General features: G+C 63.6%; 13 protein-coding genes, 1 tRNA gene, 1 other RNA gene and 1 pseudogene. 13 read left to right on the forward strand and 3 right to left on the reverse strand.

Features of this window, described 5'->3' with window-relative positions:
- Nucleotides 1-54: 54 nt before the first annotated feature.
- Nucleotides 55-318, forward strand: a pseudogene (locus tag KFB96_RS25040) (ATP-binding protein); the annotation flags it as partial.
- Between the two features lie 333 nt (nt 319-651).
- Nucleotides 652-1,620: a UDP-glucuronic acid decarboxylase family protein gene (locus KFB96_RS25045; protein ID WP_213455803.1), complete on the forward strand. Its 969-nt coding sequence runs from the start codon at nt 652-654 to the stop codon at nt 1,618-1,620.
- A 997-nt stretch (nt 1,621-2,617) separates the two neighbouring features.
- Here KFB96_RS25045 and KFB96_RS25050 read toward each other — a convergent pair.
- Nucleotides 2,618-3,148, reverse strand: a complete 531-nt coding sequence (locus tag KFB96_RS25050) for a transposase (RefSeq protein WP_213455801.1) — start codon at nt 3,146-3,148, stop codon at nt 2,618-2,620.
- A 697-nt stretch (nt 3,149-3,845) separates the two neighbouring features.
- Between KFB96_RS25050 and KFB96_RS25055 the strand changes: the two genes are divergently transcribed.
- Nucleotides 3,846-5,738 (forward strand): nucleoside-diphosphate sugar epimerase/dehydratase, encoded by a 1,893-nt coding sequence (locus tag KFB96_RS25055; RefSeq protein WP_213455799.1) that lies wholly within the window; start codon nt 3,846-3,848, stop codon nt 5,736-5,738.
- A 291-nt stretch (nt 5,739-6,029) separates the two neighbouring features.
- On the opposite strand, the gene ssrA is transcribed toward KFB96_RS25055, so the two are convergent.
- Nucleotides 6,030-6,388, reverse strand: a transfer-messenger RNA (tmRNA) gene (gene ssrA / locus KFB96_RS25060).
- 46 nt (nt 6,389-6,434) lie between these two features.
- Complete coding sequence (smpB, locus tag KFB96_RS25065; protein ID WP_213455797.1) at nt 6,435-6,911, reverse strand: SsrA-binding protein SmpB; 477 nt, start codon at nt 6,909-6,911, stop codon at nt 6,435-6,437.
- A gap of 273 nt (nt 6,912-7,184) precedes the next feature.
- On the opposite strand from smpB, the gene tpiA reads away from it, so the two are divergent.
- From tpiA to nuoG, 10 genes are all read left to right on the forward strand, one after another.
- Complete coding sequence (gene tpiA / locus KFB96_RS25070; RefSeq protein WP_213455795.1) at nt 7,185-7,949, forward strand: triose-phosphate isomerase; 765 nt, start codon at nt 7,185-7,187, stop codon at nt 7,947-7,949.
- A 21-nt stretch (nt 7,950-7,970) separates the two neighbouring features.
- The gene (gene secG, locus KFB96_RS25075) at nt 7,971-8,495 is read left to right on the forward strand and encodes a preprotein translocase subunit SecG (RefSeq protein WP_213455793.1); all 525 of its coding nucleotides are present in this window, start codon (nt 7,971-7,973) and stop codon (nt 8,493-8,495) included.
- 2 nt (nt 8,496-8,497) lie between these two features.
- A tRNA-Leu gene (locus KFB96_RS25080) sits at nt 8,498-8,582 on the forward strand.
- 182 nt (nt 8,583-8,764) lie between these two features.
- Nucleotides 8,765-9,121, forward strand: coding sequence for an NADH-quinone oxidoreductase subunit A (locus tag KFB96_RS25085; protein ID WP_213455792.1), 357 nt, complete (start codon nt 8,765-8,767; stop codon nt 9,119-9,121).
- Complete coding sequence (locus KFB96_RS25090) at nt 9,112-9,588, forward strand: NADH-quinone oxidoreductase subunit B family protein (RefSeq protein WP_213455790.1); 477 nt, start codon at nt 9,112-9,114, stop codon at nt 9,586-9,588. Before KFB96_RS25085 ends, KFB96_RS25090 begins: the two co-directional genes overlap by 10 nt.
- 16 nt (nt 9,589-9,604) lie before the next feature.
- The gene (locus tag KFB96_RS25095) at nt 9,605-10,318 is read left to right on the forward strand and encodes an NADH-quinone oxidoreductase subunit C (protein ID WP_213455788.1); all 714 of its coding nucleotides are present in this window, start codon (nt 9,605-9,607) and stop codon (nt 10,316-10,318) included.
- Nucleotides 10,311-11,567, forward strand: a complete 1,257-nt coding sequence (locus KFB96_RS25100) for an NADH-quinone oxidoreductase subunit D (protein WP_213455786.1) — start codon at nt 10,311-10,313, stop codon at nt 11,565-11,567. The genes KFB96_RS25095 and KFB96_RS25100 overlap by 8 nt, the downstream gene beginning before the upstream one ends.
- The gene (nuoE, locus tag KFB96_RS25105) at nt 11,567-12,094 is read left to right on the forward strand and encodes an NAD(P)H-dependent oxidoreductase subunit E (RefSeq protein WP_213455784.1); all 528 of its coding nucleotides are present in this window, start codon (nt 11,567-11,569) and stop codon (nt 12,092-12,094) included. Before KFB96_RS25100 ends, nuoE begins: the two co-directional genes overlap by 1 nt.
- A gap of 4 nt (nt 12,095-12,098) precedes the next feature.
- On the forward strand, nt 12,099-13,382 hold the full coding sequence (gene nuoF, locus KFB96_RS25110) for an NADH-quinone oxidoreductase subunit NuoF (protein WP_213455782.1): 1,284 nt from the start codon (nt 12,099-12,101) through the stop codon (nt 13,380-13,382).
- A gap of 160 nt (nt 13,383-13,542) precedes the next feature.
- Nucleotides 13,543-15,945: an NADH-quinone oxidoreductase subunit NuoG gene (gene nuoG, locus KFB96_RS25115; RefSeq protein WP_213455780.1), complete on the forward strand. Its 2,403-nt coding sequence runs from the start codon at nt 13,543-13,545 to the stop codon at nt 15,943-15,945.
- Nucleotides 15,946-15,947: the final 2 nt, after the last annotated feature.

The raw sequence follows: 15,947 nt of genomic DNA on the forward strand, positions 1-15,947 counted from the left end.
ACTCCACATAACCGGCTACTGCACATAAGTCGATTTATGTTGAGCTCAACATAAATCGACGACTGGGGGCTCATGGGTCTGGACGCCGAGGCCCGGCGAGACCTGCTCGAACTGCTCGACGATCGCCACGGCCAGCGCGCCACCCTCATCACCAGCCAGCTGCCGGTCGAGCATTGGCACGACCTGATCGGGGATCCCACCCTGGCCGACGCGATCCTCGACCGGCTGGTCCACAACGCCTACCGGATCACCCTCAAAGGCGAGTCGATGCGCAAACGCCACGCCCGGACGTTGACGCCGAGCGTACCCGCCGAGTAACAATGACCCACCTGCGTCGCTTCGCTCCGACTGCCCCGGCCGAATGGCCGTGGAACGGGTGGCCGAATGCCGGTGGAATCGCCGGCCGGATGTTGCTGGAACAGGTGGCCGAATGGCGTGGAATGCGCACTCGGAGCGTGGGAAAGTAAAGCCGACGGTCTGCGTCTAGGCCATTTTCTACCGTCATTGCTCGGTGCTCCATCGCGCCGATGGCTATGGCTATTCGTTCAAACCAACACCAAGGGAGGAAGCGAGATTGGCGGCCTGACCGTGCTGCGCACGGGCGCTCTGCCTCCCCGCTCTGAAGAGACGGGGTTTCTCGCGATGAATTCGATGAACTACGCACTGCGCAAACGCATCCTGGTCACCGGCGGTGCCGGCTTCCTCGGCAGTCACCTCTGCGAGCGTCTGCTCGCCGAAGGCCACGATGTCATCTGTCTCGACAACTTCTTCACCGGGACCAAGGACAACATCGCCCATCTGCTCGAAAGCCCCTACTTCGAGCTGATGCGCCACGATGTCACCTTTCCGCTCTATGTGGAGGTCGACGAGATCTACAACCTGGCCTGCCCGGCCTCCCCGATCCACTATCAGTTCGACCCGGTGCAGACCACCAAGACCAGCGTGCACGGCGCCATCAACATGTTGGGCCTGGCCAAGCGGGTGAAGGCCAAGATCTTCCAAGCCTCCACCAGCGAGGTCTACGGCGACCCGGCCATCCACCCGCAGCCCGAGCACTACTGGGGCCACGTCAACCCGATCGGTCCGCGCTCCTGCTACGACGAGGGCAAACGCTGCGCCGAGACGCTCTTCTTCGACTATCGCCGCCAGCACGGCATGCGCATCAAGGTCGCCCGTATCTTCAACACCTACGGGCCGCGCATGCACCCCAACGACGGCCGCGTGGTCTCGAACTTCATCGTCCAGGCGCTGCGGAACCAGCCGATCACCATCTACGGCGAGGGCATGCAGACGCGCTCCTTCTGCTATGTCGACGATCTGATCGAGGGCTTCATCCGTTTGATGGACAGCCCCGATGAGCTGACCGGGCCGGTCAACCTCGGCAATCCCGGCGAGTTCACCATGATCCAGTTGGCCGAGACCGTCCTCGAGCTGACCGGCTCGCGCTCGGCGCTGGTCCATGAGGCGTTGCCGCAGGATGACCCCAAGCAGCGGCAACCGGACATCGGCTTGGCCCGTGCGAGTCTCGGCTGGGAGCCGAGGGTGGCGTTGCGGGAGGGGTTGAGGCCGACGATTGAGTATTTTGATGCGTTGTTGCGGGGGGTGCAGGGGGGTGGTTGAGTCTTGCTCGCTCCCACGCTGAGCGTGGGAGCGAGTCAGTTTCAGGTCGGGTCGGACGGTGCGGTCGGGCGGGGATGGTCCGCGCAGCGGACCCTACGGGAAGAGGCCGATGCGGACCCGTACTCGCGGGCCAGAGCCCGGGCGCCCGATACCGCAAAGGATCACCGACACATCCCCCCCGGAGCACAGCGCAACGCTCCGGCGGGGGCAGGGACGCGGAGCGTCCCGACGACACTCCCACGCGGAGCGTGGGAGCGAGTTGGGGGATGGGGCGTGGGAGCGAGTTGGGTTTCAGGTCGGGTCGGACGGTGCGGTCGGGCGGGGGATCGGGTCAGAGGGGGCCGGAGGCCCCCGTCTGCCCACAGAACCGTGCGTACGGGTCCGTACACGGCTCCTCACGTAAGGCGTATCCACCGACTCACATCAAACTCCTCCGGAGTCCCTCAGCCCGGTAGTTCTTGGCGCAAAGGTCCTCGAAGAGTCTGCGCTCGTCGGTCAATAGGTCTCTTCGGCTCATTTCACGCGTCGCTTTGCATGGACCTGCGGGCTCGCTCCCACGCTCTGCGTGGGAGTGTAGCCCCGACGCTCCGCGTCACGAGCCAGAGCCCGGGCGCTCGATACCGCAAAGGATCACCGACACATCCCCCCCGGAGCACAGCGCAACGCTCCGGCGGGGGCAGGGACGCGGAGCGTCCCGACGACACTCCCACGCGGAGCGTGGGAGCGAGTTGGGGGATGGAGCGTGGGAGCGAGTTGGGTTTCGGGTCGGACGGTGCCGGTGGGTTTCAGGTCGGGTCGGACGGTGCCGGTCGGGCGGGGGATGGTCCGCGCAGCGGACCCTACCCGCTACGGGAAGAGGCCGATGCGGACCCGTACTCGCGGGCTCGCTCCCACGCTCTGCGTGGGAGTGTAGCCCCGACGCTCCGCGTCACGAGCCAGAGCCCGGGCGCTCGATACCGCAAAGGATCACTGAAGACAACGACCGCGTCGCGAGGCCCTACCAATCCGTCACCACGTCAAGCAACCCCTCCATCCCCTCGTAATTCCGTGCGCTCGAGTATCGCCAACACAAGGGATCGTCGACATAACCCCGTTTCACCGGGTTATTGTGAATGTAGTCGAGTTTCTGCCGCATCATCGTTACGCCCTCGATCTGCTCCGGGTGTGATCCCTCCTGCCACACTTGGTGCTCCCGATCGCGCTTGTGCCGGCTCCGGTACCAGACTAAGAGAGGCAGCGCCGGAGAGTTCCGCTCGCGCATCCGATCAACCATCTGCCGAGCGGTGAATGACTTGAAACTGCTGATCGAACGCGCGAGCCCGGGTCCACCGGCAATCAGGTGGCAGTGGTTCTCCATGATCACGTAGCCGTGGATCAAGAGACCGCGCTCGCGTTGAAGGAACCGCAGGGAGTCGAGCAAGATCAGTGCGTTGGCGGGTTGAGCGAAGAGCGGCAACCATTTGACTGCCGTGCACGTGAGGAAGTGCGGAGCGTCTGGCTCGAGGAAACGGTAGCGGTCGCGGCCCATGGCTGGAATGTACACAATTCGGATGACTTCGGCATCCGCCGTTTCGCTCGGTAACCCGGTTGGTCGCTACCTCGCTCCCACGCTCTGCGTGGGAGTGTGGTGTGGACGCTCCGCGTCCGACGCTCGATGAACACGTGGTCGTCTCGATCGGAACCGGGTTCTCTGCCTGAGAGGTCCGACGCGGAGCGTCGGGGCTACACTCCCACGCGGAGCGTGGGAGCGAGTTGGGGGATCGGATGGAGCGTGGGAGCGAGTTGGGGGATCGGATGGAGCGTGGGAGCGAGTTGGGGGATCGGATGGAGCGTGGGAGCGAGTTGGGGGATGGAGCCTGGTAGCGAGTGCCCTCGAGCAACCGCCCCTTTGTTCCCCGATGCCCAGGCCGCATCTTCACGCGCCGGGGAATCCGCCTGCATCGCCGCTCTGTGCGGTCTCCTGCCTTTCGGGCGTTGACCCGGTTCCCTTACTCCGCCATCATCTCCGCGTCATCTTCCCCTTGCCGCTCCCCGGCCCTACGGCTGTGGTCGCGGCTCCGAGCGTCCCCCGTGCCTTCGAGCGCCCGATCCCGGTCCCTGAATCAGTCCGCGTCTTCGATACCCGATGGAGCTGGTGCGTCCGCGGTGATGGCTTGGTCGGGAACCATCCGAGTCTTCCCCAACGGAGTATCCTGCATGAACGTACACGAGGAGACGGGTCGCCGATGAGCCTTTGGTTTCAGCGCGCCCGTTCGCGTCTGCTGGTGTTCGTGCATGACATCGTGACGATCCCGGTGGCCTGGGGTTTGGCCTATTGGATGCGGTTCAACCTCGCCTACGTGCCGCCGGAGTTCATCGAGGAGGCGGTCGAGATGCTGCCCCTCGTGGTGTTGGTGGTCGGGCCGGTCTACTGGCTCTTCGGGCTGTACCGTGGCGTTTGGCGCTTTGCCTCGATCGACGATCTTATCCGCATCGCCTTCGCGGTGCTGACCGCGACGACCTTGCTGCTTTTCGTGCTCTTCATCTTCAACCGGATGGCCTTTATTCCGCGGTCTTTGCCGGTGCTGTTCGTCATCTTTCAGCTGATGTTGTTGGCCGGGCCGCGTCTGTTCTATCGCTGGCTCAAGGACCGGCGGCTGGACTTCAGCGGTGGACGGCGTGTGCTGATCGTGGGCGCCGAGCGCACCGGCGAGATGCTGGTGCGGGATCTGCTGCGAGATCGGCATTCCGGCTACGTGCCGATCGCCTTTGTCGACGACAAGCCGCGGCGTCACGGCGGTGTTGTCCATGGCGTACCGATCCGGGGCACCACCGAACAGATCCCGCAGTTGGTCGAGACGTTCGGGATCGACGTGGTCTTGTTGGCGACGCCGACGGCGTCGGCGAAGGAGATGCAGCGTCTGGTCGGCTTGTGCGAGGCCGCGGGCCGTCCGTTTCGGACCGTGCCCCAGGTCAAAGATGTCATGGCTGGACTGGTCTCGGTGAACCAGCTTCGGCCGGTCTTGATCGAGGATTTGTTGGGACGCGATCAGGTGAGCCTGGACTGGGACGGGATGCGTAAGGGTCTGGCCGATCGAGTGGTGCTGGTCAGCGGGGCCGGCGGCTCGATCGGCTCGGAGCTGTGTCGGCAGCTGCGTGCCTGTTGTCCGCGCGAGTTGATCCTGGTGGATCACGGCGAGTTCAATCTCTATCGGATCGAGACCGAGCTGCTGGACGAGCCCGATCCGCCGATGCTGAGTCGACACCTGTTGGATGTCACCAACCGGGGCGGGATCGATGCCCTGTTTGAACGGGTGCGCCCGGATGTCGTCTTCCACGCGGCGGCCTACAAACATGTCCCGCTGCTCGAGGATCAGATTCAGGCGGCCCTGCACAACAATGTCGTCGGCACCCGGGTGATGGCCGAGGCGGCCGACCGTTGGGGTTGCGAGCGTTTCGTCTTGATCTCGACCGACAAGGCGGTGAATCCGTCGAACGTGATGGGCGCCAGCAAGCGATTGGCCGAGCTGATCTGTTTGGAGACGGATCACCGCTCGGCCTGCCGCTTCATGACCGTGCGTTTCGGCAACGTGCTGGGCTCCGCGGGCAGCGTGGTGCCGCGCTTTCGCCAGCAGATCGAACGGGGTGGACCCGTGACCGTGACGCACCCGGAGATCGAGCGCTTCTTCATGACGATCCCGGAGGCATGCCAGCTGATCATGCAGGCGGCCGTCATCGGACAAGGCGGGGAGACCTTCGTGCTCGACATGGGTGAGCCGGTGAAGATTTGCTACCTGGCCGAGCAGATGATCCGCCTATCGGGCCTCGAGCCGGGGCGGGATATCGCGATCAAGTACACGGGCCTGCGTCCGGGCGAGAAGCTCTTCGAGGAGTTGTTTTATGCGTCGGAGGGTTTTACGGACACACCGAATCCGCGCATCAAGATCGCACGCCGCGCCGAGGGTCCGGGGGCTGCCGTCTTGGACCTGGCGCTTGCCGACCTGGATGCGGCGCTGCTCGAGCGGAGCGATGCCGCTGCGGCCAGGGTCCTGGCACGGCTGGTGCCGGGCTGGTCGGGCGACCCCGAGGCTGTCCGGTCAGTGCTCCCCGACGTGGCCGTCGTCGGCATGCCGGGCTGACGGTCTCGACGCTCTGTGTCGCGAGTACGGAAGAAGGCCGCCGGATGCGACGCGGGTGATCGTCGCGAAGCGGCAAAACCCGGGATCGACGACTTGCAGTCGTCTTCTTCCGCTGTCCTGACGTCCGGTCGGGCATCTTCGGTGATATTGGCTTGTTTCACCTCGGCCTCCCAATGTACGGAATACACTCCCGGGGAGGGCCGCACGCGGCAACGCAGGCCGGAACCCCGCACGGCGCGCGGATATCAGGCAAAAAAAAAAGGGCCCGGAGATCATCCGAACCCTTTTAGATGGTGGAGGCGGCGGGAATCGAACCCGCGTCCGCAAGCCCTCTGCCATTGGCTCTACATGCTTAGCCCGTTCTATTATTTTTAGCCTTCCGCCGCCCGAAGGGCAGGGCGATCAGTCGGCGATCTCGAATTAGGTTTTAGCGGATCAGGTCCGAGCCCCCGTCACCGCGATCCCATGTTATGTTACCCCTGGAATCCGCCCCCCATAGGCAGGGAACGGTCAGAGGCTCGCTGGCCTAAGCCGCGAGAGCGTAGTTGTCGTCGTTGGCAACTATAGTTTTGCGGTTGGATTTACGAGGTCACCCGCACCTCGGCATGCACCTCAGGTTTTGCGACCCACGTCGAAACCATGTCGCCCCCGGGTATCAGTACGACACTCTAAAGTAACCGCGGTTCCGCGGCAAGCTCAGCCGGTCTTGAAGATGCGTTCCTTGTCGCGCTGCCAGTCGCGGTCCTTTTCGGTGTCGCGCTTGTCGTGCTGCTTTTTGCCCTTGGCGAGCCCGATCTCGAGCTTGGCGTTCCCGCGCTTCCAGTACATGGCCGTGGGGACCAGGGTGTAGCCGGCGCGCTCGGTCTGGCCGATCAGGCGGTTGAGCTCGCTGCGTTTGAGCAACAGTTTGCGGCTGCGGGTGGGGTCCGGGTTGACGTGGGTGGAGGCGGCGGCCAAGGCCGAGATGTGCGCACCGATCAAGAACGCCTCGCCGTGCAGGATCTTGACGTATCCTTCCTTGAGCTGAAGGCGACCCGCGCGCAGGCTCTTGACCTCCCAACCTTCCAAGACGAGGCCGGCCTCGATGCGCTGCTCGATGAAGTACTCGTGCCCGGCCTTCTTGTTGAGCGCGATGGTCGAGCCGCCATCGTTCTTCTTCTTTCCTTTCGCCATTGAACCGCGTCCCGGAAGTCAAAACCGTCGTTGGATCTGAGGCCGGCCTGGGTAGACCGACGCGGGCCTCGTACCTGACGCGGTTCAAGAAATGTTTAAGAGCAGATTGTTTGTAATGCGTCTGGACGGCGCTCGTCGGTGGCTCCGAGCATGGCCGACGGGCTCGGAGAAGACAGGAGGCACCGGACGCATTTCAAGTGTAAATCAAACGAGGCTTGATTTCCGCACCGAGGCCGGCTAAATTTGCGGGCTCGACTTACCTGGAGGGGTTCGATGCGCCAGCCGCTGATCGCCGGAAACTGGAAAATGAACGGCAGCAAGCCCAGTGCCGAGTCACTGTTGAACGGTGTCGTGGCCGGGTCCAATGGCCTCTCGAAGACCGAGATCGCTGTGTGCGTACCCTTTCCGTATCTCTATCTCGGCGAGCAGTTGCTTGCCGGTAGCTCGGTACGGCTCGGTGCTCAAAACCTCTGTACCGAAGCCGGCGGCGCCTACACGGGCGAGGTGTCCGGCTCGATGCTGGCCGATTTCGGATGCCAATATGTCATCTGCGGTCATTCCGAGCGTCGCGAGTATTACGGCGAGAACGAGGCATCCGTTGCGCAGAAGCTGACACGCGCAACCGAGAGTGGCCTGACCCCGATTCTGTGCGTCGGCGAGACGCTGCAGCAGCGCGAGGCCGGCGAGATGGAGTCGGTGATCGGCGCTCAGATCGACGGCGTGGTCGAGCGCATCGGGATTGAAGCCTTCGCGGGGATCGAGATCGCGTACGAGCCGGTTTGGGCGATCGGTACCGGGATGACGGCGACGCCCGAGCAAGCGCAGGCCGTTCATGCCTATATTCGCGGCCGGATCGCTGCACTGAACGGTTCGATCGCCGAAACATTGCGTATCCTCTACGGAGGCAGTATGAAGCCCGGCAACGCGGCGGAATTGTTGGCGCAGCCGGACATCGACGGTGGTCTGATCGGCGGCGCATCGCTGAGCGCCGATGATTTTCTAGCGATTTGTCTAGCCGGAGAACAGCTCGCAGCCTAACGCTGCAGCAACGAGAGACTCATGCAAACCATTTTGACCGTCATGCAGGTCTTCCTGTCGCTCAGCTTGATCGGGTTGATCCTGATCCAGCACGGGAAGGGTGCGGATGCAGGCGCCGCTTTCGGGAGTGGTGCGTCGGCGACCGTGTTCGGGTCTCGCGGGTCGGGTTCGTTCCTGACGCGCATGACGGGCATCATGGCCACGATCTTCTTCCTCACCAGTATGGCTTTGGCGTATTATGCGACGAAGGGGTCAGAGCCGGTGACGATCATGGACCGGGTGGACGAGCGCACGTTCATCGTCCCGCCGCCCGCGGCCGTGCCAACCTCGGATATCCCGGCGATTCCGGGGGGCGAGGGTGAAGGGCAGAGCGATGTCCAATCCGATGTGCCGGTCGGGCTGGCCCCCGCAGTCAATGGATCGGTCGAGGGAGTCATCATCGAGGAATCGGTCGAGGGTAGGACCGAGGTGATTCTCGACGGGAGCGCGGTCGAAGAGCAGAATATGGACGAGGCCGCCGATTCGGCGACCCCGAGCAAAGAGTAAACGCCGACGTGGTGAAATTGGTAGACACGCTATCTTGAGGGGGTAGTGGCGTAAGCCGTGCCAGTTCGAGTCTGGCCGTCGGCACCATCTGTAGTAAAGCAAACGGCATGCCAATCAACTGGTATGCCGTTTTTTTTGTGCGATGACGGGTGCAAAGGTTTGAAAGACCTAATGATTTGAATTGGCCCTCAGGTTGACACTGTCGTGATGCCTGAACTAGACTCACCGTCCTGAACGACGTCAGAGAATAAGTAGATTCGGGAGGACTGATGCTCGACAATTATCTGCCGATCCTGATCTTTATCATCGTCGGGATCTTGGTTGGCGTCGGCCCGCTTGTTTTGGGTTATTTTTTGGGGCCTCGCCGCCCGGACGCGGAGAAAGACTCCCCCTATGAATGTGGGTTTGCGGCCTTCGAGAGTGCGCGTTTAAAGTTCGACGTGCGCTACTACTTGGTGGCGATCCTCTTCATCGTCTTCGATCTGGAGATCGCCTTCCTCTTCCCCTGGGCGGTGGTGCTCGAGGAGCTCGGTATGTACGGCTTCTGGGCCATGTTCATCTTCCTGGGGATCCTTGTGGTCGGCTTCATCTACGAGTGGAAGAAGGGGGCTCTGGAATGGGAATAGAGGGCATCCTCGAAGAAGGCGTCGTCACGACCAGGGCCGACACCCTCATCAATTGGGCGCGGACCGGGTCCTTGTGGCCGATGACCTTCGGTCTGGCCTGCTGCGCGATCGAGATGATGCACGCGGGTGCAGCGCGTTATGACTTGGATCGCTTCGGCATCGTGTTTCGGCCAAGTCCTCGCCAATCAGACGTCATGATCGTCGCGGGCACCCTCGTCAACAAGATGGCCCCGGCGCTGCGTAAGGTGTATGACCAGATGGCCGAGCCGCGTTGGGTGATCTCGATGGGGTCTTGTGCGAACGGCGGCGGTTATTACCACTATTCCTACGCGGTTGTGCGCGGTTGTGATCGGATTGTTCCGGTCGACATCTACGTGCCGGGATGTCCGCCCACTGCCGAGGCCCTGCTTTACGGCATCCTGCAGTTGCAGAACAAGATTCGCCGTACCAATACCATCGCTCGCTGAGTCGTACCCAATTCCAATGGCAAAAGACATCCTGTCCAACCCCGCCAGGTTGACCGCGCTCGTCGATGCACTCGGGGAGGCGTTGGTCGACCAGGGGTGCGAGACCATCACGGACCTCGGCGAGGTCACCTTGATCGTGCCGTCGGGGCGTTTGACCGACGTGGCATGGATCCTTCGTGACCATCCGCACCTGCGGTTCGAGCAGCTGATCGACCTCTGCGGTGTCGATTATGCTGCTTACGGCATGTCCGAATGGGCGACCGAAGAGGCATCCACGACGGGTTTCGGCCGCGGTGTCGATCGCGATCAGGAGCTTGTCCTCGATCACCCCAAGCGCTTCGCCGTTGTCTACCATCTTCTGTCGCTGGTACACAATCGGCGGGTTCGCCTGCGTGTCTATGCAGGGAGCAGTCAGCCGATGGTCGACTCGATCGTCCCGGTTTGGGCGGCGGCCAATTGGTTCGAGCGCGAGGCATTCGATCTCTTCGGGATCCTCTTCCGGGGCCATCCGGACCTGCGTCGAATCCTCACCGACTACGGCTTTGTCGGATACCCCTTCCGGAAGGATTTCCCCCTATCCGGGCATGTCGAGATGCGCTACGACCCGGAGCAGGGTCGCGTCATCTACGAGCCGGTCTCGATCCCGCCGCGTGTCCTGGTGCCGCGCGTGATTCGCTCCGACAGTCGATACGTGCAGACGGGCGCGAGCTCGGAGTCCGCCGATGCCTGAGATTCGCAACTACACCCTGAACTTCGGACCTCAGCATCCCTCGGCCCACGGCGTCCTGCGCCTGGTGCTCGAGATGGACGGCGAGGTGATCGAGCGGGCCGATCCGCATATCGGTCTGCTGCATCGTGCGACCGAGAAGCTCGCCGAGTCCAAGCCGTTCAATCAGAGCATCGGTTATATGGACCGGCTCGACTATATGTCGATGATGTGCAACGAGCATGGCTATGTCCGTGCCATCGAGAAGCTGCTCGGGGTCGAGGTCCCGGAGCGCGCTCAGTACATCCGCACCCTATTCGACGAGATCACCCGTGTCCTGAACCATCTGATGTGGCTCGCCGCGCATGGCCTGGACATCGGGGCGATGTCGATCTTTCTTTACTGCTTCCGCGAGCGCGAAGACCTGCTCGATTGTTACGAGGCCGTCTCGGGAGCTCGGATGCATGCGACCTATTATCGGCCCGGCGGGGTCTACCGGGATCTGCCCGATCGGATGCCGCAGTATTCGGGAAGCTCCAAGTGGCACAGCGCCAAGACGATCGCCAAGCGCAATGGCCCGCGTCAGGGCTCGCTGCTGGACTTCATCGAGGATTTTACGAATCGCTTTCCGGGTCATGTCGACGAGTACGAGACCCTGCTGACGGACAATCGAATCTGGAAGCAGCGTACCGTGGGCATCGGTGTTGTATCCCCGGAACGTGCGCTTCAATTGGGTTTCACCGGGCCGATGCTCCGCGGATCCGGCGTCGAATGGGATCTGCGCAGAAAACAGCCCTATGCCGCCTACGACAAGATGGACTTCGATATCCCGGTCGGGGTCAACGGCGACTGCTATGACCGTTATCTGGTCCGTATGGAGGAAATGCGCCAATCCAATCGGATCATCAAGCAGTGCGTGCACTGGCTGCGCAACAATCCCGGCCCGGTCGCGATCGAGGATCACAAGGTCATGCCGCCGTCGCGCGCCGACATGAAGGACGACATGGAAGCCTTGATCCATCATTTCAAACTCTTTACCGAGGGTTATTGTCCGCCGCCCGGCGAGGTTTATGCCGCGATCGAGGCACCGAAGGGCGAGTTCGGCTGCTATATCGTGTCGGACGGCGCCAATAAGCCCTATCGTCTGAAGGTCCGTGCGCCGGGCTTTCCGCATCTCGCCGCGCTTGACGAGATGGCCAAAGGCCATATGCTCGCCGACGTGGTGGCGATCATCGGGACGCTGGATATCGTATTCGGGGAGATCGATCGCTGATGAGCTTTCGCAACGCACCGCTTGCGGTCATTCACGATCGCGATCATTCGACCCTGTTCACCGCTGAGGTTCGCGAGCTAATCGATCGCTGGGTGGCCAAGTATCCGGCCGAATGGAAGCAGTCGGCGGTGATGCCCGCGTTGACCATCGTGCAGGATGCCAATGGCGGCTGGCTGACGACCGAGCTGATGAACGACGTCGCCGCCTATCTGGATATGCCGGAGGTGTCCGTCTACGAGGTCGCGACCTTCTACGGCATGTACGATTTAGAGCCGCAGGGCCGTCACAAGGTGTGCGTCTGCAACAGCGTCTCCTGCCTGCTGCTGGGCTCCGAAGAGCTGATCGAGCATGTCGAGCACAAGTACGACGTGCGTCTCGGCGAGACCACGGCCGACGGCCGCTTTACCTTCAAAGAGGTGGAGTGTCTGGGCGCGTGCCGGCATGCGCCCGCGGTGCTGGTCGACAAGACCTATCACGAGAACCTCTCGCCACAAGCACTCGATAAGCTGATCGACGAGCTGGAGTAGGCCGATGGTCCCGAATCAGAACAGCGTCTGTTTTCGCAATATCCACCTGGATACGACGATCCGGCATACCTTGGATGCCTATCGGAGTCTCGGCGGCTACCTGCAGTGGGAGAAGATCCTGCGCGAGCGCCCGGACCCGGCCGACATCATCGAAGAAATCAAGCTCTCGGCGTTGCGTGGTCGCGGCGGTGCAGGCTTCCCGACGGGTCTGAAGTGGAGCTTCATGCCCCGCACGGCGCCCGGCCAAAAGTACATCGTCTGCAACTCGGACGAGGGCGAGCCCGGCACCTGCAAGGATCGCGACATCCTGCGCTACAACCCGCATCAGTTGATCGAGGGCATGGCGATCGCCGGTTACTGTATCGGGGCGACGGTCGGCTACAACTATATCCGCGGCGAGTTCTACGAGCCGATCGAGCGGTGCGAGGAGGCCATTCGCGAGGCCTATGCGGCGGGTCTGTTGGGCAAGGACATCCAGGGCTCGGGCGTGGATTTCGACCTCTACAACCATCTGGGGGCGGGCGCCTACATCTGCGGCGAGGAGACGGCTCTGCTCGAGTCGATCGAGGGCAAGAAGGGACAGCCGCGCTTCAAGCCGCCGTTCCCGGCCCAGGTCGGTCTCTACGGGCGTCCGACCACCATCAACAACACCGAGTCGCTGGCCTCCATCCCGGTCATCCTCGAGAAGGGCGGGAAATGGTTCTTGGAGCAGGGGCGCCCGAACAACGGCGGTCCCAAGCTCTTCTCGGTCACCGGGCATGTCGCTCGGCCGGACAACTTCGAGGTTCCGCTCGGCACACCCTTCCGGGATCTGCTCGAGCTGGCCGGCGGGATGAAGGACGGCCGAGCGCTCAAGGCGGTGATTCCCGGCGGGTCCTCGGTCCCGGTGGTGCCGGGCGACGTCATGATGGATGTGGACATGGATTACGATTCGATCGCCAAGGCCGGCTCCATGCTGGGCTCGGGCGCCGTGATCGTGATCGCCGAGGGGACCTGCATGGTCAAGGTCCTGCACAACCTGTCGCACTTCTACATGCATGAGTCCTGCGGCCAGTGCACACCCTGTCGAGAAGGCACCGGCTGGCTGGAACGGGTGCTGCGTCGCATCCTGGACGGCCAGGGCCGGCCGGGCGACCTGGATCTGCTCGACAGTGTTGCGGGTCGGATCGGAGGACGTACCATCTGTGCCCTGGGCGATGCCGCGGCAATGCCGGTGCAGAGCTTTCTCAAGCATTATCGACACGAATTCGAGCACCTGATCGAGCGCGGCCAAAGCATGGCAGCCTAGACCTGCGGCCTGATCCGAATCGGGGCGAGCACGGTTTGCCGCCGCTGCCCCGGAATCGCAACTTGTAGAATGGCCCCGTTCGCGCGAGCGAGCAGGTCCGAGGGCGCGCGCCGAAGCGGTGCGCGACATCCGGCCCACGGGCGCCGATCGAGAGAGCTGAATGACGGACAAGATCACCATCGAGATCGACGGCCGCCCCTGCGAAGCGGCGCCGGGAGAGATGATCATCACGGTCGCGGACCGCGAGGGGATCACCATCCCGCGTTTTTGCTATCACAAGAAGCTGTCGATCGCGGCCAACTGCCGCATGTGTCTGGTCGAGGCGGAGCAGGGCGGTCGCCCCTTCCCCAAGCCGGTGCCCGCGTGCGCCACGCCGGTCGGCGCGGGCATGAAGGTCCTGACCCGCTCGCCCAAGGCCATCGATGCCCAGCAGGGGACGATGGAGTTCCTGCTCATCAACCATCCGCTCGACTGCCCCATCTGCGACCAGGGCGGCGAATGCGAGTTGCAGGATGTGGCGATGGGCTACGGCGGCGACGTCTCGCGCTTTGCCGAGCGCAAGCGTGTCGTCAAGGACGAGGATCTCGGTCCGCTCATCGCCACCGACATGACCCGCTGCATCCATTGCACCCGCTGCGTGCGCTTCGGCGCCGAGATTGCCGGCGTGCGCGAGCTCGGCGCCACGGGTCGCGGCGAAGACATGCGTATCGGGACCTTCGTCTCCCATACCGTGAGCCACGAGCTCTCGGGCAACATCATCGATCTCTGTCCGGTCGGAGCGCTCACCTCCAAGCCTTATCGCTTCACCGCGCGGGCTTGGGAGCTGACCGACGCCGACAGCATCGCCCCGCACGACGGGGTCGGCTCGAATATCCGACTGCACGTGCGTGACGGCCGGGTCATGCGGGTGCATCCGCGCGACAACGAGGCGGTCAACGAGACCTGGATCTCGGACCGCGATCGTTTCAGTTACGCGGGTCTGAACGCCGAAGACCGCCTGCTCGCGCCCATGATCAAGACCGACGGTGTCTGGCGCGAGGTCGAGTGGCAGGAGGCCCTGACCGCGGTCGCCGAGCGCCTCAAGGCCGCCGATGCGAGCCGCATGGGCTGGCTGATGGCCCCCAATGCGACGCTCGAAGAGCTGTATCTGGCGCAACGGGTCGCGCGGGGTCTGGGCTGTGCCAATATCGACCATCGTCTGCGCCAACAGGATTTCAGCGGCGACGCCGCCGATCCGATGCTGCCTTGGCTGGGTTTGCCGATCGCCGACCTGGAGACCCGCGAGGCGATCCTCCTGATCGGAAGCGAGATTCGCCAAGAGCAGCCGCTGCTGGCCCATCGCATCCGCAAGGCCGCGCTGGAGGGTGCAACCGTTGCCTGCGTGAATCCCTTGACCCTGGCGCTGACCCATCCCGCCCGGCAATTGGTCGGGACGCCGGATCAGATGGTCACGGATCTCGCGGCGATCGCCAAGGCGCTGGGCGCGAAGGCGTCGGGGGCGCTCAAGACGATCATCGGCGCCGCCAAGCCCGACGATGCCCATCAGGCGATTGCCGACGCTTTGCGTGCTGCGGAGGAGAAGGCGACCGGCGCTGTCCTGCTGGGCGCGCTGGCTAGCGCACATCCGAACTATGCGCTGCTCAAGGCGCTCGCGTATCGGATCGGTGAGTTGAGCGGCGCCGTCGTGGGTTTCCTGCCGGCATCGGCGAACAGCGTCGGCGCGTATCTGGCCGGTGCTGTACCCCGGGGTCTGCCCGGCGGTCGGTCGGCCGAGGGCACGGGCCTCGGGCTTGGCGAGATGCTGAGCACGCCGCCGAGCACGCTGGTGCTGTGGGGACTGGAGCCGGATCGGGATCTGAGCGACCCCGCGCGGGCCATGGCCATGTGCGAGGCGGCCGAGCTGGTGATCGTCTGCTCCGCTTTCCGGTCTCCCGCCCTGGAGGCGGTCGCCGACGTGCTGCTGCCGATCGGGGCGTTCGCCGAGACCTCCGGGACCTTCGTCAACACGGGCGGTCTCTGGCAGCGGTTTCAGGGTGCGGTCGCACCCCCCGGCGAGGCTCGGCCCGGTTGGAAGGTCCTGCGGGTGCTGGGCAACCTCTTGGATCTGAAGGGCTTTGATTATCGGGATGCGGCGCAGGTGCGCGACGAGCTTGCCGAGCTGTGCTGTCATGCCGCGCTCGACAATGCCCCGCGCGGCGCGTATCCGGCGGCCTCTTCCGGTGCAACGGACGGTCTGATGCGTCTCGGCAGCGTTCCGATGTATGCGGTGGATCCGCTGGTCCGCCGAGCGCCCGCCTTACAGCGCGCGCCGGTCCAAGGGGCGACCTTCGGTGTTTATCTGCATCCGGAGCAGGCGTGTGCCGATGGACTGTTTGCCGATCAGACGGTCTTGATTATTCAGAACGGCCACGAGGTCGAGGCCATTGTCTTCATGGACGATGCCGTACCGATGGGCTGTGCGCGGATTCCGGCAGCCGTGACCGGAAGCGAGCGGCTGGGCGCGCAGATCGGCCCGGTCGAGATCAGGCCGTGGTTCGGCGAGACGAGCAGCGAAGCGGGATGAGT

It is taken from the genome of Thiocapsa sp. (assembly GCF_018399035.1).
In the GTDB taxonomy this organism is placed as follows: domain Bacteria; phylum Pseudomonadota; class Gammaproteobacteria; order Chromatiales; family Chromatiaceae; genus Thiocapsa.